The organism is Flavisphingomonas formosensis (assembly GCF_009755815.1).
GTDB lineage: Bacteria > Pseudomonadota > Alphaproteobacteria > Sphingomonadales > Sphingomonadaceae > Flavisphingomonas > Flavisphingomonas formosensis.
In genome coordinates this window covers 1-17,069 of record NZ_WRPK01000018.1, presented here as the reverse complement: position 1 = coordinate 17,069, position 17,069 = coordinate 1, and the positions used below count along the sequence as shown (strand labels likewise).

Here is a 17,069-nt window from a genome sequence, read left to right as displayed (position 1 = left end):
GCCCTCTCATGGCCGCGGCGCCCGCGCGTCGACGAAATCGCCGCCGAGCATCTGTTCCGCGGCCGCGCGCGGATCGCTTGCCGCAACCGGACCCAGCCCCAGTGCGTCGAAGAAGCCGCCTTCCTCGCCGGCACCGGTCATGAACTGCTCGGGCCGAATGTCGCCGCTGAGGAGGCGCACCGCCTGGTATGCCATCTGCGCGAGACTGGGATAGGCTTCGACGCCGCTGGCGATGATCATCCGCTGCTGACTGTTGCGCCGAATGAGCATGGTCGTCGGCGTGACCTCGACGCCGAACCGTGCCCCGAGTTCCGGACGGCGATCGAGATCCATCAGCGTCACGTGCCAGCCCATCTCCTCCTGGAAGCGCTGGACGATCGGCCATTGCACGCGGCAATAACCGCATGTGGAGCGACGGAACATGACCAGAGCAAACTCGCCAGCATGGGCGCGCAGATACTGGCGCCGCGTATCGTCCTTGTAGGCGAGCAGCTGGTCGCGCGCGTCCCCGACCATCGGATTGGCCGACTTCGAATTGAGCTCGGGATGCTGCAGCATGGCGAGTTGGGTGAGCCCGGCAAAGGCTCGGGCCTTGCGCCGCGCGAAATCCTCGAGCCGCCAGAAATCGGCGACGGCGTCAACCGTGAGCACGGTGGCCGCATAGTCGCGCTGCTGCTCGATCAGCTTGCGGATCCTGGGCGGGGTCCAGGTCGCGAGTTCCGCCATGGGCGGGATGACCGGCTTCACAAGCGCGTCTTTCTCCGCAGGCTTCTGCTCGGAGGGCGACGGTTTGGGCGCGTACCACCAATAGCCCTGCTTCAGGCCTTCGGCCCGGACCTGCGCTAAAGCCGGCACCGGCAGCGAGAGTGCCGCCGCGAGCAGGAGAGCCGCGGCCTTCACAACACCCGCTCCATCCGCGTCAGGCGATCGATCGCGACCGGGCCGTAATAGCGGCTGTCGAACCCGTTCGGATGGTGCGAGCCGACGAAGACAAAATGGGATGGGATCAGCACAAAAGCCGGCCGGTAATGATCGAGGCGCTGGCCGTTGCGGCCGACGGGCTTGCTCACGCCCAGCAGGCGGCCGTTGCAATAGTACCAGCCATCCCAGGCACCGGGTCGCATCGACGGCTTCTCGATCATGTCGAGCCGATCGCCGGGCATGCACAGCGCATATTTGGTGACCGCGACGGGCTTGGGGCCGGCGAGCGGATGCGACAGGGTGAAGGAAACGAGGTCGCCGCGATGGATCGGGCCGGGATCGGCGCGCACCGCCCAGGCGTCGATCGATGGACTCATGACCCAGGTGACCTGCGGGATCGCCCACCATGTCAGCAGCCCGATCGGCAATACGATGCAATAGGCCTTGAAGAGCTGCTCGGGGCGGGGCGGCTGGCCGAGGCCCGAAGCGCCCAGCGCCACTGCGGCGCGGAGCGGCAGCAGCCTGATCTCCGGCCAGCCCCTCTTACCGAGATTCCAGGCGAGCCGCAGCATCGCGCACCTCCTCCTTGCCGCCGAGGCGGGCATATTCTTCCAGCAATCCCGAGAGCGCGGCATCGCCGTAAACGACATGAGGGCTGCGCGGGCTGTCATCCTCGCGCTCGCAATAGGGTTGCGTCGGATCTCCCGGGATCATCGCCAGCGCCGGCACGCGGGCGATACCGTGCTGCCGGAAGACGATCGGATCGACAATCAGCTGGACGTTGCGCATGGCGCAGGCGGGACCCTCGCATCCCGGATCGAGCCGCAGGATCTCGGCCGAAAGCCTGGCCATAGGCGCGACCTTCGTGAGGCCGCCGGGCATACCGCTAAAGGCGATCACGCCGCGTGCCTTCTCGAGCTGCCCGGCATAGGTGCGCAACGTCGCCACCGGCATCGACGACGAAACAAAGAGAACCGGTATCCAGGTCGCTTTGGCGGGCGGGGCGATCCCCTTCGCAAGAGCCGCCGTGTCGGGCGCTTCGAGACCCAGCGCCTGGCCGAGGCGCTTCGCCATCGCGTCGCGTTCGCGCGCAACATCCGCGCGGCCGGCTTCGACCGCGGCGCGTGCGCGCGCGTCCATCGCGGGTGCTGGCGCGCGATGGCGCATTGCCTCAAAGGCGCGGCGTCGAATCTCGGGGGCGGCTTCTGGGGGTGTGCCCGGTATTGCGCGCGGGTCGCGGCTCTTCTGGTTGGCGACCGCATCTTTCAGGCGATCGAGTGCTGCGTCGCTTTGGCTTTCGATCTTCGCCTTCGCGCCTTCAGGCGGGGTCTGGGCGTGGACCATGACGGGCAGCTGCAGACCCCAAAGGGTCAGGAAGGCTAGGGGCCGGACGCGCACGTCAGTGCCCGACCGTCTGCATATAGGCATCGATCTTGTCCTTAATGTCGACCTGGACTTCGCCCGCCGTGCGGGCCTCGATGTCCGAATAATATTCGGACAGATCCATCTTGCTGAAATCGAGGGCCTGGAATTCGTCGGGCGTGAAGCCGCGGCAATAGGGGTTCTTGGGCGTGCCCCAGCCGATGGCATTGAACGATTTGAGCTGAGGCCGGCCCTGTTCCTGGATGATGCGGCCGAGCTTGGTGTTGAAACAGCAATGACCCTTGGCCTTCTGCACGCAGATCCCCAGGATTTTCGACGAGCAGTAGGTGCCGACCTCATGGCACATGCCCGAGCCCCGTAGCATGCCGGTCTCCATGTCCTGCCGGTCGCAGCCCTGGAGCAGCACCTCGATCATGAAGTTGACGGCGAGGCTGATCGCGATCGAGGTGGGATCGATGCCGACGATGATCGCGTTGGCACCGGCGCTGGCGGCCTGGCTTGCGGTCGCGCCTGCCTTGAACGCCGTGTAGGCGGCCTTCATGCCAGTAAATACGCCCTTGGCGACCGCGATCTTCGTGCCGATGGACGAGATCGACGATCCCATGCCGTCCTTGACGATTTTTCCCTTATCCTTGCAGCAATTGCTGAAGCTGGTCTTGAGGCCGGGCGGCCGGCAGCGGACCGCACGGCCGGAGAAGATCTCGATATTGGCGGTACAGTTGCCCTCGGCATCGACCGCGCCATCGGCCGGGACGCCCGGATCATCGACGACCGGATCATCCTCGACCGGATTGGCTCCGGTGTCGATGCAGGCGTTGGGCGAACAGGTGGGCGACCCGCCCGCGGCCGGCGCCTCGCAGGGATATTGGTCGCCGAGCGGACAGGCATAGACTCCCGGCGCGGTGACCGTGCAGGCCACTTGCTGGATCGGGCACTGCCATCCGCCTGATGCGGTGCCGAGACAACTCGCGGTCTCGCCGGGATCGGCCGCGTCGCCATTGCCGTTTAGGTCGACCGCGCAGAGCTCTTGGGCGTGTGCCGCGACGCCCCCTGGCGGAGTGAGCGAGACGGTGAGCGCGAAAAGCGCCGCGCGAAGGAATGGGGCGCGCGTCACCGCACGACATTCGTGCAGGTCATGTCGGCGCCGGCGAGCCGCACCGATTGCATCATCACGGCCGCCTCGGGGAAATCGTCTAGGCAGCCGCAGGCGCTCACGACTTCCTCGCCCAGACCAGTGGGGCAGACATTCGCCGCGTCGCAGACATGATAGAAGCTGTCCCAGCCTGTCGGGACGTTCTGCTGGCTGCCGGTGACGCCTGCCGGAGCCGCAGCCGTATTCGCCTTGGGCGCGCGCGTCTTGCAGATCGCCTCGCAGGCGGGCACCGAACCACGGTCGGGAAGGGCGAAGGGAGCACTGGTCTGCGTGACGCTGCCATCGGCCTTGCGGATCCGGTCGGCGAGCAACGTCTCGGTCGAATGGTCGATGATGTAGGCGCCGCGGCTGAGGTCCGGCTCGGGCATGCTGCCGGTGTCGAGGACACATTTGTACGAGCGGCTTCGCCGAAAGAAATCGCGGGTGAGCTGCACGGTGCAGCTGTCGGTTCCGAACAGACGGGTCTGGGATAGGGGTCTCAGCCCCGTGCCGACGCCATTCCTGAAGGTCTCGACACCATCGACGTCCTCATCGTCGAGCCGGCACGTGGCATCGGTGGCATAGCCGGCGCACAGATCGACCAGGCGCTCCGACGTCGCGCAGCTCGTATCGACCCGGACTTCGACGATCATATAGCCCGTCTTGTGCGAGCCGGTCGCGCGGATGCGGGCGTCGACCGTCACACCGCCCTGCCTCAGCGCATCGGTGAAATCATAGTTCGGATAGGCGCTGTAGTTGTCGCCGACTCCGCAGTCGCCGCTCGGCAGACTGTTGGTGAGCCATGGGCGCTTCGCAGCATAGGCAACTGGCGTTCCGGCGACCCGGGCCTGCAGCCAATCCGCCGTCTGAAGTTCGAGGATGCGCGCGGACACGATCCGGTCGGGTTTGTTCGCGATGAAGCGGAGTGCGTAGGTCGCCGGTGGATCGCTGCAATTGCCGGTTCCGCCGATCCTGTATTGGCGGCAGTCCGGGCCACAGCTCGCGACGCCCAGCAACGAGCCGGTCGCCGTGACGATGTCATCATAGGTGGCCGAGGTCAGGGTCACCTCGCGTTCGATCGTGCAGCTGCGCACCTGCTCGGCCTTGCCGACACCGGCCTGCGAGCCCTTGAGTGTCTGGAAGATACTGTTTCCCGCGGCGATCGACGCGGCATCGCCCTGGATCGCGGCCGGGTTCGCGCGATAGGCCGTCTGGCCTATAGTGGGGTCCGCCGCGCATGCGGTCGCCTGCGCGCCAACATAGTCGATCACGGGACCATTGACCTGCGCCTGCGCCACCCCGATGCGCGGATCGACCGTCGTGAGCGCCCCGACCATGCCGCCGCCCATATCCTTCAGCACTTCGCCGAGATTGCCGAAGACCAGGTTCGTGCCGCAGCTGTTGTTGACGCAATAGCAGCCGGCGAGCTCGGGCATCTCGACCTCCGCGAGCTTGAGCGCCCTGGCCGCGTCCACGTCCCATTTGAAGAAGTGGCACTGGTTCCACGTGCCGGGCTGGCAGGAGACTATCCCGTTGGCGCAGATGCCGGAGACCGGGACCGGCAATGTGCTCGAGCGGTCGAAGCTGCCGTCGAAATCGGTATCCTGCGAGATGCGGACGGTGCCGATGTCTCCGGTCGATGCTGGCTGGACGAGGACCTCGAGCAGGCTCGCCGTCTTCTGGCAGTTGATCGTCGGCGTGAAGGTCTTGCTGTTGTCCACGGTCGCGATCGGCTGGCCAGCCATGCCCGGCGTCACATAATATTCGCGCAGCGCGTCGCTCGAACCCGTCTTTGCCTGCGCTGCGGCGGCGGCCGATCGGGCGCGGTCTTCCACCGTCTGCGCATGGGCAGCGACGGCAGAGCACGCGACAAGCAGGGCAAGGAGACACGCCCGCTTCATAGGGGCTGCAACGAAAGGATCGGCTGGCGCAGGCGCGAACCACGCCGAAACCGGAAAAGTTCGCCAACGGGCGGCTGCTCATCGTCGGAGCGGATCAGGCGGAAGACAGCCTGATCCACCAGGGTGGTCAGCGCGGCCGCCGCCGCGACGCGGGCGAGGGGGGCGTGCCCTTGCCGCGGCAGGTGAGGATCGACCGCGCTGACCGGGGGCGGGACGGCATCCAGGGGCTTGTTGGACACCATCCCGATCCCACGCCGCTCGCGGCCGCCATCCTGGCTGTGGCGGACAGACCGGGCATAAGGCCGGGCCGACGTGGAACGGGAGGAAGACGATCTGCTCATGGCATGGAAACCCCTGCGCAGCAGATCACCTTCTCGAAGAGCATGAATTGCGCATTGTCCTTGCCCGGCGCGTGCTTCATCGAAGACCAGAGCGCACCGGGACGGCCGACATTGACGCACGAGCCGCCCTTCACGGGCTCCATCAACTGATATTTGTAGCGCGACTTGGTCCAGATCGGCGCCGCCTTGAACGAGCAGCCGTCCGCCGAGCTGATGGTCGCGGCGCCGAGACGGCCCATCATGAAGGTGCCGCGCGCGGCGAGGCCCGCCCAGGCCTCGACCGAGTCGTCGAAATGGATGTCGCCGGCGATCGGGTAAGTCGCTCCCCACGATCCCATGCACCAGAAGAGCGGATCGATGACCTTGCCGGCGGCGGCCGCCGCGCTGTCCGCCATGCAGGCGAGTCCGGCAGCAGGGTTCCCGAAGAGGATTCCTTCCGGCTGGATGATCGCGCCGAGCGTTCCCGATTGCCAGGTCGGCAGCACCTCGGTGATAAGCGCGACATCGAACCCGTCATCTTCCAGGCAGGGAAGATCGGTGAACATGTCGAGCATCGCCCAGACCGGCGAGATGTAATAGTGCATCTGCGCGAACATCTTGCGCGCGTTCGTCCCGTCCGAGATCGACGACTGGCTCCCCTGCAGCTTGCCGTGGGTCGGCATGAGATCGGCGCCGAGCGCCATCATACAGCCGGGCTCGGTGACCACATCGATCATCCGATTCGGCGACCAGAAGCTGACCTTGACCCCGAACCAGAAGGTTGCGCCCTTGCGACAAGCGCAGAGCGGCTTCGACGAGGACTGTGCGTCCAGTTCCTTCGAGAGCTTGTCGAACGTGCCGATCCGCACGCCGCCGATCGTGATCGGGAAAATGCAGGTCCAGCGCACCCTGGTGATAGGATTGAACACGGCGCCAGCCGGGCAGGACGAGGCCTGGGCGGGTCCTGCCGGCAACAGGCCGCCCAGCAGCATGGCCGTGCCGGCGGCGAGGACGTGTTTGTAGCGGCTCATCGTGGCGTGCTCCCAGGCAGACCCAAACGGATTTCGGTCAGTTCGAGCTTCTGTCCGACCTGTCGAACGATCACCGGCGCGACGGTCAGGCCGAGCCTGTCCTTCACGCGTTCCTCGAGGATGAAGAGCGGGCGGCCGACCTTCTCTCTAAGCGCGATCGGATCCGCCGCCGGACCGATATTCGCGGCAAGCAGGATCCAGTCCGTGGGCGCGGCGGTCTTCAATGCCCAACCCAGTTCTGCGGCATGCACGATCACGAGCTGCTGTGGCAGCGACACATAGGTGAGCGGATTGAAGGTGAAGCCTTTGGGATAGAGCACCCGCCCGTCGGGCAGCGTCACGTCCATATCGAGCGTGTAGAAGGGGACCACCGAGCGTCGGCGGGTCGCCATCGCCGGCGCCAGACTCGCCGATTTCATCGCCGACCAGCGCGAGCGCGGCCCGAATTTGGGTCCAAGGTTTCTGGGAAGCGTCGCGACCTTGGCTTCGATCTCCGCCAATGCATCGGGCTCGACGATCGGCCAGGTCCGCCCGATCGTCGACGTCTCGCCATGAGCCGCGCCCGCGACGAACAGCGAGGCAACCAGCAGCGCCGCGACGGTGCCCGGCTGAAACCAGACGACTCGCGCGGACAGGATCGGGTGATCAGCGGACATGGCGATATCTCCCACGGGGGTTCTCCGTCCCCTCGCGGGGCTCGCCGATGATCGCGGCGATCAGCGCGGCAGCGCCGACAAGGGCGAGCATCAGCACGAGCGCGGCCAGCATCGCATCGAGCGGTTGCTGGCTGCGCATGACCAGGCCGGCCTCGATCAGGAGCAGCAAATGGCTGCCCACCAAGAGCCGGATCGCGGAAGGCGCCGGGCTGGCTGAAAGGATCCCTCTCACCTCTGCCTCCATCGCCGATAGATCGACAGCAGATGTCCGGTGAGCCCTGAAAGACCGATCAGCATGACGCCGCTTGCAAAGCAGCCTGCGCCGACGATCAGCGATCCGCGCACGACAAGGCTGATCGGCTGGTTGAGGAGGAGTCCGGCGATCAGGACCAGAGTCGAGATCATGCAGGTCTCGATCAGGATCAGTCGAAAGCGCCAGCGGATCGCATCATTTTCGGCGCGAATCGCGACGCGCGCCTCGATCATGCGCTCGAGCGCCGCGTCCTTCGAAAGATCGAACGCGAACTGGTCGGGATGGGGTTTGCGGTTCAGCATCGGCCTACTCCGCTGCCTCTGCGCGCGGACCCAGGATCTCGCGCGGGTCGACGCCGGCGAGCTCGCAGACAGCCTCGAGCGGCGACAGGCCTGCGCGTAGCTTCGCTTCGAAGGCCGCGACCTCCTGGGGCGCGCTGGTGTTGATCCAATAGGAGAACGGGTCGACGACGAGGCGCGCAATACCGAGGCCTAGCGGTGAATCGATGAAGACTTCGGAGTAATGCGGCTTCGCATTCCGCACTGACTTCAGCAATTCGAGGACAAATCCCGAATAGTCGAGAATCTTGTTCTCGACCGCCTTGTCGTAGGTCGAGCCCTGCAGCAGGAATCGCGTGGCAGCATTCTCCAGGATCACCTGGCCCGTACCACCGAAGAGCAGCAGGTCGTTCATCGACTGCAGGACGATGCCGAAGCTGCCCTGATATTTGCGCGCGCGCCGATAGCCCTGGCCGAAGGCCTCGGCGAGGCGAGAGAGGTCCTGGCCTTCGGTCTTGGTCATGAACTGCGCGGCTTCGTCGCACAGCACGAAGCGTGGACGGTCGCGCGCGGAAAGATAGAGTTCCTGGGTGACCGCGTTGACGACCACCATGACGATGACGTTGAACAGGTCGGGCATCGCCTTCAGGCGCTCGAGCTCCAGCACAACGAACTCGTCATTGGTGATATCGAAGGTCGAGGGGCCGTTGAAGAAGTGGCCGTAGGCGCCTTTGCTGGCGAAATCGCGCAGGTTGAAGGCGAGCTCGCGGGCGACGGGCACGAGATGATCGACACGGTCGAGATCGGATGCCGCGAACTCTGGGTAGGCGCCGAGCCACGCCCTGACCGCGTCGATCCCCTCTTCGGCATGGCGCTCATCGATCGTCCATTGGACCGCCGATTTGAGGAGATTCCACTCCGATGTGGAAACGCCCTTGCGGGTTGCGGCATTGGCCATCTCGGCGACGATCGCGACCGCCATGCTGATCGCCGACTGCTTGTCCTCGCCGTCGAGCGCGAAGCCCATGTCGAACGGATTGAGTACGAGCCGCTCTTCGCCAACATCGATGTAGCGGCCCGAGCAGAGCGTGCAGAGCTTCCGGTAGCTGCCGCCAATGTCGATGATGCGGATGAGCGCGCCTTGCGCATAATATTGCTGGCAGAGATTGTTGAGCAGGAAGCTCTTGCCCGCGCCGCTCTCGGCCGAGACGATGAAGTTGTAATTGTTGATGCGCGGGTCGAAGAGGTCGAGCGTGATCAGCTGTCCCTTGCGGCCCGTATAGAGCAGGGCAGGGCGTCCACCGCCGCGGAAATCGGTCTGGATCGGCGAGAGCAGGACCGCGGCCTTCACCGGCATGCGGAAATCGCGTTCCAGCATCCGCATCGTGCGGTTGTCCGGATAGAGCCCGAAGGGCAGGCTCATCGGCAGCAAGACGGGCAAGAGATAGCTCTCCTCCTGCATCATGAAGGGCAGGGGCTCGCTCTCCCAGAGACGCTTGGCGCGGGCCGCCATCTCGCGGGCATGCGCGCTGTCGCGGCCGAACACCCAGACGGTCGGAATGACGCGGACGAATTTGGAGTTTCCGGCTTCGTCCAGAACCCAGCCGATCTCCTCGATCTGCTTCGACACTTCGACGGCGAAGCTGCCCGCCGCCTTCTGCGCGGAGAGGAGCTGGGCGCGCTTGTGAATTTCGAACGCCGAATGATCGAACAGGACATTGAGCGTGTAGAGGAACGGGCCCCCGATCTGATCGCTATCCTCGGCCGACCCGCGCATGCCGCCGGTCAGGCGATTGGCCCGCTCGGCCGAAATCCGCCGCGCCGGCGACTTGGGCGTCAGGCAGCGCGCGACCTGATTGCCGAGAAAGACCTCAGGGCCGTCGAACAGCAGATCGGGGCCGGCGTCGATGATCTGCTTGCGGATCGGCGGCGCGGACCCGTTCGGTCCCGGCTCGCTGGTGAAGACGCCGGGCGCCGCCGCGAACACGCCGTTGAAGATGCGCCGATAGAAAGCGACCGTCTCCTCCGGCGCGAGCCGGACGATGCCGAGCTTGTCGAGCTGTTCCTCGATCTGGCGCTTCATGTCGCTGGCAATGGGACGACGCGTCTTCACCGACAGGATCGTGCGGAAGTCGCGCAGCGGAATGCCGTGCAGCGCGCGCAAGCCGTGGCGTCCAAGCCCGAGATAATCGGCAGTCCGCCGGGCAGACGCCTGGATCAGCGGGTCGGGCCGGGTCTTGAGATCGAGGAAGCCGTCGAGCGCGCCATCGATCAGAGGATCGGCAAAGCTGTGCAGCTGAAGCACCGTGCCGGGCGCGAAATGAATGTTGAGGAGTCCCAGCAGCGCCTGGTGGACATGGGCGAACATATAGGCTGACGGCACCAGCTCCCAAGCATAGCCGAAGCCGTCGTCGATGCAGAGAAACGCCTCTTCACCCTTGTCCCAGGCAACCAGCGGAATGAAATCGGAGAAGCGGTCGCGCGCGACGCTTTGCCGCAGGCGGGCAAAGGTGAGCCCGCCGCCCGACCGGGTGCCCGGCGCCTTCACGGACGAGACTCCGAGGGAGCGGGAGCGCCGTCATCGTCCGATGGCTTGTCGCGGATCTGGCCGAGCACGGGCGCCTGCGACGCCGGCGAGACGGGATTGACGAGATAGTCGCCGACCACCCAGCTCGGCGCCTCGAGGATCGAATAGACATAGCGGGGCATGTAGAGGCGGTCGGGACGCTGGCGATCGGCATAAGGCAGGATCAGCGTCCGCACCGTGCGCGGCGATTTCAGCATCGGCGTCACGGGATCGTCGATCAGGCCTCGAAGTTCGCGATAGACGCTGTCGCGGTAGCCAGCGAAGCCGCCCGGGACCGCCGCGCCGCGCCTGCCGGCCCCGCTATGCGTGCCGGCAGCCGACGCGTCGTCGTGCCCATTGGCCTTCAGAAGCTTGCGGTCGTTGGTGACCGCGGGCTCCGACCGCGATGCACGGCCGGCAACAGCATCCTGATAGGCCTTGTCTGGATGGATGCACTGGCCATGATCGCTGTTCTTGCAGCTGAACCGCTCCGAATAGGGCGACATCAGCGAGCCGACCGTCGCGCAGGACGACAGCAGCGCGAGCGCGGGGAGCAGCGCCAGGCGTGTATACCGGCAGGCGCGAACGGCGATGGATGGGATATGCATCAGAATTTGCTCCCCGTCGTTGGCTTGATCTCGAGGGTCACGCCCTCCTGGATGACGACCACCACGTCCTTCGCCGCGCCGACCTCGACGATGGGGCCGGCCTGGCGGGCGAGATCGAGATAGAAGTCTGTGAGCTTGTCCGACGACTTCGACAGACCGCCGGCGATGCCCGACTTGGCGGCATCGCCGGCGTCGAGCGTGCGAACGGTGCCGAGCGCCGAGGTCGATGTGTCACCGAACGTGTTCTCGACCGTCTGCGCGATCCCGCTGATCGTGCCGGCAATGAAGGTCCGCGCTAGCGCGGCGCCAGCGCGGGTCACGACCTTGCCGGACAGACCCTTTTTGCCGTCGGTGTCGACGAAAAAACCCTTGATCGGCTGGTCGACCACCGAATGTTCGTCAAAGTCGACGCAGGAAAGCGAGACCAACTGGATCTCGACCCGCTCCTTGGCGAGGCTGCCGGTGGCGTTGCCGATGACAAAGCAGCCCGAGAGATTGGCCTTGACGTCATTGGGGAGCACGGCGGGTGCCTGCACGCGGGCGATGATCGGTTCGGGATTGGAGGTCGCGTCCCGGCTCGCCAGCGCGTCGATCCCCGTCAGGAGCCTCGCCCGCATGAAACCAGGCGGCAAATAGATGGTCCGATTCTTTTTTTTCGAGTCGCCGCCCGAACCACCTGCAGCGTCCTTCGGGACGACGGGCGTCGTCGCCTGGCCGATCGCGCCGACGACTTTCTCGACCGGCGGAGCCGGCGGCGCGGGTGGCGCGGAAGGAGGCACGGGCGGCGCAGGCAGGCTGCCATCCGCGCCGCCGATTTCGGATGGGGACGGCGGCGCCGGCAGGTCGGGCGGGCTGCCGGGCAGAGCCGGTGGCAGCGGACCACCGTCGACGTCGCTGCCCGGTGCGGCATGAGGACCGATCGGCGTCTTGCCTTCCTCGATGGCCGTGATGCGGTCGCCGAGCAGATTCTGCCCGTCGAGCACCTTCTTGAGATCGCCTCGCAGCTTCACCTCGAGACTGTCACCGCGCAGGCCGGCACCCATGTCGAGCTTCGATGCCGCCGGCGCTGTCGCGACCGGTTCGTCCGAGCCGCTCGCCGAATAAAGCCCGTAGCCAAGCACGCCGATCGCTGCCGCGACGCCGAGCTGCTTGGCCCGAAGCTTCTGGCGCGAGCTCAAGCCGTCCCAACGCGCGCGTACGGCATCCCAGCTCGAGCCGGGCGGCGGAGCGTCGAGATCGACGGCGGCTTGCTCGGTAAGCCTCTGCTGATACGGGCTTTGTCCGCTTTGCTCCATCGCCGCGCCATCGCCGCGTCCGATCTCGTCGCGGTCCCCGCTCACTGGACCGCTCCCCGTCGGATCACGATCAGCCGGGCTGTGTCGCCGGCGCGCAGATCCGTCCGGTCGAGCGTGACCGCGAAGATGTTCGCGCCGAGCGCGGAAACCAGGAAGGCGCGCTCGTCGATGCGCTGGGCGGCCGAGACGCGAACGAGATATTCGCTCGCGGACAGGCCTGCCCCGTCGATCGAAATCCGCCGCCGCTCGTGAAGGGATGCGGCCGGCAAGGAGGGGAGGGCGAGATCCGCGGCGACGGGCGCGACCTCGGAGAAACTCGCCGGCACGCGGTCCTGCAGCAGCGAGAGTGTGATCGAGACCGCCCGCTCCTCTTCGACGAGCGGCCCAAGCAGGTCGGCATTGGCACGGGCGCGCTGCGCGGCGCCGGGCGTGAGGATCACCGTCTGCGCCGGGATGTCGGACGGCTCGGCATAGAGCGGATAGACGGCGCCATTGCAGCTGACGAAGAACTCGGATGCCGTGGTCGCGTAGGTACGGGTCGGTACGCCCTCCGTCTCGACCTCTTTCACGAGGAACTTGATCCAGGCGTCCGAACCCGCGCGCTCCACCGCGATCGCCTTCTCGGCCGAAAACCTTATGTCCTCGACGTCACCCCCTTCGCAGACGAGATGGTTGATGTCGCGGTTCGAGAGGCGGATGCTGCTCATCTGGTCGGGCAGCGCCATGATGGACTGGGCCTCGGCCGGGCCGGCAATCGCGGCCGCAAAGGCAAGGAGTGCGGCGGCCTGCGCGAACGGGCGCGCCGGGCCGACCCGATCAGCGGTCGCCATCGAAATTCTCCTCATGAAGGGACGTCAGCCAGAAGCGGCCATTCTCGAGCGCGTAACCGATGCGCAGATTGCCGCGGAACTTGCGGATCACGCCGCCGATGACGCGCACCTTTTCCACCGGCACCACTATGGCCGTGTTGGTCGTCAGGACCGGCTGGTCGGGACGGATATAGGTCGCGATCGAGAGCGTCGGATTGTCGGAAAGCTCGTCGAGGATGCCGTTCAGGCTGTCGCGCAGGGCGTTATAGGCGGAAGGATGCGCAATCCCGAGCAGCTCCTGAAATTGCCGGTCGGCGGAATAGGCCGAGTAGGTGCCCGCGAGGCTGACGATGTTGCGGGTCATCATCCTGAGATAACCGGGCGACGGGGTGTTCCCGGTCACGTAGAGATCGCCGCCGGTACCGAAGGGCACGACCACGGTTCGCTGGTTCTGGTTCGAAGTGTAGATGAGGGCGCCGAGCACCGCGGTCACGCCGAACAGGCCGATGATTGCGAACTTCAGGAGCCGGTTCTCCTCGAACAGGTTGGACGAGCCCTGCAGGTAGCGATGGATACCCCAGCTCGCCGGCTTGCCGTGCAGCGGATCGGCCTGTGATCTTGCCCGGGACTTGAGCAACGGCATGGCTCGCCTCATTCGTAGAAGCGGGTCTGGGTCGGACCCGGATAATGACGGAAGCGGAGCAGGCCCCAGCGCCAGGCGAGGTGAGGGATGAAGCCCCTCGGCTTGGTGCGCTTCCAGGGGATGAAAAGGAGAAGAGCGCCGATCAGCGTCCAGCCGATCACCCCGCCGACGATGACGGCGACGAAGATGGTCGACATGACCAATATGAACTCGTCCGAGCCGAACCAGAGGATCTGGACGGGGCGGTGGAGATATTGGGGCAGACGCTCGTCCAACGCTCTTCTCCTCCTGCTTCAAGACAGCCCGATCGAGCCGGGTTGTCGGTCCCAGGCGCCCATGCGCCTGGCTCGTGGGTCGTGCCGGCGATGCGCCCGGACGACCGAGCGGCTCAGATCACCATCCCGAAGGTCTGGAGGATGGTGTCCGACTTGATCAGGCACACCGCGGCGACGATGGTCGGGATGCCGACCATGACGTTCGAGAACAGCCGCGACACGCCGAACAGGAAGGCAGCGACGCCGCCGACGAAGCCGAGCGGCCCTTTCACCCCCTTGTTCACGACGATGTCGTAGATGTCGTAGCCGAGGTCGCCGGTGGCGGGCGCGGTGAAGGCGTGCGCGCCGCCGCTCATCGCCGCGAACAGCGCCAAAGGGACGCCGACATTCGCGAACGACACCGCTTGTTTTCCGATTTTCCTGATCATTCCACTCACTCCGCTTGATCGGGGAGCCGTCCGGACATTTGCCGCTCGAGCCAAATCTCGGTGGCGCCGATGGCGGCGTTGGACGGCCCCCCCGAGGAGCGCGCTGCCGTCGGCATTCCGGTCCGCTGGCGATGCCATCATGAGGACGCATGACGGCCGCCAAAAACGGTCAGTCCGGACGGTTCCCCGCGGGCTTTCGGTATGCTTTCGCCGTGCTGCTCGCCTGCGCGAGAAAGGCTTCGAGTTCGCCTTGCTGGAACCCCGAAATGAGCCGGCCATCGACGATCAGCGTGGGTGTGCCGCTGATCCCGATCCTGCGGACGATGTCAGCATCGGCTTCGACCTTCGTGCGCCCCGAGAGACATTTGTGAAGCTGCGTGGGTGACGCCCCGGCGTAAATCGCCTTGAACGCGGCCGCCTTGTCCGCGGAGCACAGAATATGCTCGGCCTTCGCTGCCGCCTCCGGATGGATGCCGCTGACGAAATAGACCAGGCGTCGGACAGGCTTGCCTTCCGCTTCCTTCACCGCCCAGAATTTCTCGAGCGCCCGGCAATAGGGACAATCGGGATCGGTGAATTCGATCACGGTTGGGGCATTATCGGGGCCGATCACGAGCGCCTTCGCCGGGTCGACGGCGCCTAGCTTCTTTCGCGCGTTCGCATCCTGGGCGAGGGCGGTGACGTTGACGCCATTCTTGTCGTAGACCGCTGCGAAGAGGATATGTTCGCTCTCGGGCGCATAATAGATGATCTTGCCGCCGGCGACCGCCTGATAGATCGGACCTTTGATCGGAGCCGGCGCAAAATCCTCGAACTGAAGATTGGTGAACGTCTGGCGCAGCTGGCGCTGGGCCTCCGCAGCCGCGGCCTCGACCTCTTTGGCCGGCTCGTCGGTCGTCGAAAGCCCGGATGCCGCCAGGCTGGCCGGGAGGAGTGCCGCGGCCAGCCCAAAGGCGATCGGGCCGAACCGGTGCGCAAGGCGGATCATGGTCGCTGCTCTGGCGGCAGCGATGCCGCATCGACGATGGCGCGATCGAGATGGACATTCGCGCCCACGGTAACCGGACGACGCGGCGGCTTCGCCGGTATCGCGAGCGCCGGGCGCCTGGCGACGATGGCGAAACCGCCCGCGCCGTCCGGAACCACGACCGTCGCCGTCAGCGGAGGGACGCCGACCGGCTGCGGAAGCAACCGGGCGGAAGCCGCTTCCGCAGACCATGCTGACAGGGCGGCGAGGGCACCATATCGGTATCGTCCTGCGGACATCGGACAAAAACTCCTCCTTGCCGAAAATCGCGCTGCGATCGCCGGCGGCTGTCGGATCGGGTTTCGGTTGGGAGCGCTGCTGTCGGACTGTGCTCGCCGTCCCCCTGGTCGGGTTGGAGACGTGATGATCGGGCCGCCGGCCCGGCGCAATGGCCAGGGAATCCCAGTTCCGATCGAGGAAGATCGCTTCCGAAAGCGGAACGTCACTTCCGCTTTTCGCCCCGATTCCTCCAGATATCGCAGCCCGACGCTCAATCCCAGCCGTCAGATGAAGCGATGCTGCCGCGACTCGGTGAGGACGATATGGGCCGGAGTCTGTCGAGGACCTACACGCTGCGCCTCTCGGACGAGGGGATCGTCCTGTTCCTGTCCTGCCATTGCCGGCTGGCGCATATCGCGAAGGATTTCATTCCCTATGGCATGACATTGGCCGTCGCCGTCACGTTGCTCGATCGCCTCGATTCCGCCGAGATCGCCGCCGAGCTGGCAAGGCTGCCGGTGAGGAGGATCGACGGCCCCCATGTTCGATTTGTCGGGGGTTCTGCGCGGATCGCCGATGTCGCCCGGACGATCGCGGCGCGCCTCGAGGCTTCCGGCGATGTCGCGGCGGCCCCGGCGATCGGCAGGCTCCACGGGGCCGGGTTGCTGTGCTTCGAGAGCGCCGAGGCGGCCGAGCTCGAACGGGCCTATCGTGCGGTGCTGCCATGATCGCGCGATCTCGCGCGCGCATGCCGGCTGCGCGGTGAATGGCGCTGCCGGACCATGCGGGACCTTCGCCTCGATGACGCGGGGCATCAGGCCCTGGTTGGCGATCCGATGTCCCGAAGCAGACCAATGCCGGCGGCGTCCCGCTTGTGTTGCTGGCGCCGCCGAAGTGATGCGCAGCGCATCCGGTACCGGCACGAAAAGCAGGCCAGCCTTTGGAAGCAGTGCCTGTCTCCCGGAAGGGTTTGAGATGACGGCATTCGGACCGGTGCGCCGGCGATGGCCGATGTTTATGGCGCTGCCGCAGCATATAAGCGACCGGATCGGCGACATATATCGTCGTTTATATCCCGGCCCTTCCATAGAATTTCCACGCCGCGATCATCGCGGTCATTCATGGAGGTGAAGATGAACGAGACCATCGACACACAGACCCGGGACATCATCGACCTGGGTGTCGCGAGCGTCGTGACGCAGGGCAGCGGATCGGGCGCGATCGACTTCAACCTGACCCCGAAGGACAGGGTCGGCGGCGGCATCGCCGACGACTGAATCCAGTGTGGCGGGGGGGGGGGGGGGGGGGGGGGGCCGGCCCCCCC

General features: G+C 65.9%; 21 protein-coding genes. 2 read left to right on the top strand and 19 right to left on the bottom strand.

From position 1 onward, the window contains the following. Nucleotides 1-6: 6 nt before the first annotated feature. From GQY20_RS30390 to GQY20_RS30300, 19 genes are all read right to left on the bottom strand, one after another. The gene (locus GQY20_RS30390) at nucleotides 7-900 is read right to left on the bottom strand and encodes a conjugal transfer protein TraF (protein WP_157220933.1); all 894 of its coding nucleotides are present in this window, start codon (nucleotides 898-900) and stop codon (nucleotides 7-9) included. Next, a complete protein-coding gene (locus GQY20_RS30385; RefSeq protein WP_157220932.1) occupies nucleotides 897-1,493 on the bottom strand; it encodes a S26 family signal peptidase in 597 nt (198 codons plus the stop codon). The genes GQY20_RS30390 and GQY20_RS30385 overlap by 4 nt, the downstream gene beginning before the upstream one ends. After that, a complete protein-coding gene (locus GQY20_RS30380; protein ID WP_157220973.1) occupies nucleotides 1,465-2,265 on the bottom strand; it encodes a type-F conjugative transfer system pilin assembly protein TrbC in 801 nt (266 codons plus the stop codon). The genes GQY20_RS30385 and GQY20_RS30380 overlap by 29 nt, the downstream gene beginning before the upstream one ends. A 55-nt stretch (nucleotides 2,266-2,320) precedes the next feature. Then, entirely contained in the window at nucleotides 2,321-3,418 is a 1,098-nt protein-coding gene (traN, locus tag GQY20_RS30375) for a conjugal transfer protein TraN (RefSeq protein WP_157220931.1), read from the bottom strand. Next, the gene (locus GQY20_RS30370) at nucleotides 3,415-5,337 is read right to left on the bottom strand and encodes a hypothetical protein (protein WP_157220930.1); all 1,923 of its coding nucleotides are present in this window, start codon (nucleotides 5,335-5,337) and stop codon (nucleotides 3,415-3,417) included. Before GQY20_RS30370 ends, traN begins: the two co-directional genes overlap by 4 nt. Next, entirely contained in the window at nucleotides 5,334-5,576 is a 243-nt protein-coding gene (locus GQY20_RS30365) for a hypothetical protein (protein ID WP_157220972.1), read from the bottom strand. Before GQY20_RS30365 ends, GQY20_RS30370 begins: the two co-directional genes overlap by 4 nt. A gap of 98 nt (nucleotides 5,577-5,674) precedes the next feature. Continuing rightward, nucleotides 5,675-6,649, bottom strand: a complete 975-nt coding sequence (locus GQY20_RS30360) for a TraU family protein (protein WP_408641153.1) — start codon at nucleotides 6,647-6,649, stop codon at nucleotides 5,675-5,677. Between the two features lie 35 nt (nucleotides 6,650-6,684). Next, nucleotides 6,685-7,344 carry a conjugal transfer protein TraW gene (locus GQY20_RS30355; protein ID WP_157220928.1) on the bottom strand — a complete coding sequence of 220 codons (660 nt, stop codon included), beginning with the start codon at nucleotides 7,342-7,344 and terminating at the stop codon, nucleotides 6,685-6,687. After that, nucleotides 7,334-7,513, bottom strand: coding sequence for a hypothetical protein (locus GQY20_RS30350; protein WP_232476336.1), 180 nt, complete (start codon nucleotides 7,511-7,513; stop codon nucleotides 7,334-7,336). Before GQY20_RS30350 ends, GQY20_RS30355 begins: the two co-directional genes overlap by 11 nt. Nucleotides 7,514-7,572: 59 nt before the next feature. Next, nucleotides 7,573-7,899, bottom strand: a complete 327-nt coding sequence (locus tag GQY20_RS30345; protein ID WP_157220926.1) for a hypothetical protein — start codon at nucleotides 7,897-7,899, stop codon at nucleotides 7,573-7,575. A gap of 4 nt (nucleotides 7,900-7,903) precedes the next feature. After that, a complete protein-coding gene (locus GQY20_RS30340) occupies nucleotides 7,904-10,423 on the bottom strand; it encodes a TraC family protein (RefSeq protein ID WP_157220925.1) in 2,520 nt (839 codons plus the stop codon). Continuing rightward, a complete protein-coding gene (locus tag GQY20_RS30335; protein ID WP_157220924.1) occupies nucleotides 10,420-11,049 on the bottom strand; it encodes a TraV family lipoprotein in 630 nt (209 codons plus the stop codon). Before GQY20_RS30335 ends, GQY20_RS30340 begins: the two co-directional genes overlap by 4 nt. Next, entirely contained in the window at nucleotides 11,049-12,389 is a 1,341-nt protein-coding gene (locus GQY20_RS30330; protein ID WP_157220923.1) for a TraB/VirB10 family protein, read from the bottom strand. Before GQY20_RS30330 ends, GQY20_RS30335 begins: the two co-directional genes overlap by 1 nt. Next, nucleotides 12,386-13,174 carry a type-F conjugative transfer system secretin TraK gene (locus tag GQY20_RS30325; protein WP_157220922.1) on the bottom strand — a complete coding sequence of 263 codons (789 nt, stop codon included), beginning with the start codon at nucleotides 13,172-13,174 and terminating at the stop codon, nucleotides 12,386-12,388. Before GQY20_RS30325 ends, GQY20_RS30330 begins: the two co-directional genes overlap by 4 nt. Then, nucleotides 13,161-13,796 (bottom strand): TraE/TraK family type IV conjugative transfer system protein, encoded by a 636-nt coding sequence (locus GQY20_RS30320; RefSeq protein WP_157220921.1) that lies wholly within the window; start codon nucleotides 13,794-13,796, stop codon nucleotides 13,161-13,163. The genes GQY20_RS30325 and GQY20_RS30320 overlap by 14 nt, the downstream gene beginning before the upstream one ends. 8 nt (nucleotides 13,797-13,804) lie before the next feature. After that, nucleotides 13,805-14,071, bottom strand: a complete 267-nt coding sequence (locus GQY20_RS30315; protein ID WP_157220920.1) for a type IV conjugative transfer system protein TraL — start codon at nucleotides 14,069-14,071, stop codon at nucleotides 13,805-13,807. A 113-nt stretch (nucleotides 14,072-14,184) separates the two neighbouring features. Further along, the gene (locus GQY20_RS30310) at nucleotides 14,185-14,499 is read right to left on the bottom strand and encodes a hypothetical protein (RefSeq protein ID WP_157220919.1); all 315 of its coding nucleotides are present in this window, start codon (nucleotides 14,497-14,499) and stop codon (nucleotides 14,185-14,187) included. 169 nt (nucleotides 14,500-14,668) lie between these two features. Beyond that, the gene (locus tag GQY20_RS30305) at nucleotides 14,669-15,487 is read right to left on the bottom strand and encodes a DsbC family protein (protein WP_157220918.1); all 819 of its coding nucleotides are present in this window, start codon (nucleotides 15,485-15,487) and stop codon (nucleotides 14,669-14,671) included. After that, on the bottom strand, nucleotides 15,484-15,765 hold the full coding sequence (locus GQY20_RS30300) for a hypothetical protein (RefSeq protein ID WP_157220917.1): 282 nt from the start codon (nucleotides 15,763-15,765) through the stop codon (nucleotides 15,484-15,486). Before GQY20_RS30300 ends, GQY20_RS30305 begins: the two co-directional genes overlap by 4 nt. A 276-nt stretch (nucleotides 15,766-16,041) precedes the next feature. On the opposite strand from GQY20_RS30300, the gene GQY20_RS30295 reads away from it, so the two are divergent. Both GQY20_RS30295 and GQY20_RS30290 read left to right on the top strand, forming a co-directional pair. Beyond that, nucleotides 16,042-16,473 carry a hypothetical protein gene (locus GQY20_RS30295; protein ID WP_157220916.1) on the top strand — a complete coding sequence of 144 codons (432 nt, stop codon included), beginning with the start codon at nucleotides 16,042-16,044 and terminating at the stop codon, nucleotides 16,471-16,473. 405 nt (nucleotides 16,474-16,878) lie between these two features. Beyond that, nucleotides 16,879-17,022, top strand: coding sequence for a benenodin family lasso peptide (locus GQY20_RS30290; RefSeq protein WP_157220915.1), 144 nt, complete (start codon nucleotides 16,879-16,881; stop codon nucleotides 17,020-17,022). The last annotated feature ends 47 nt before the right edge of the window (nucleotides 17,023-17,069 follow it).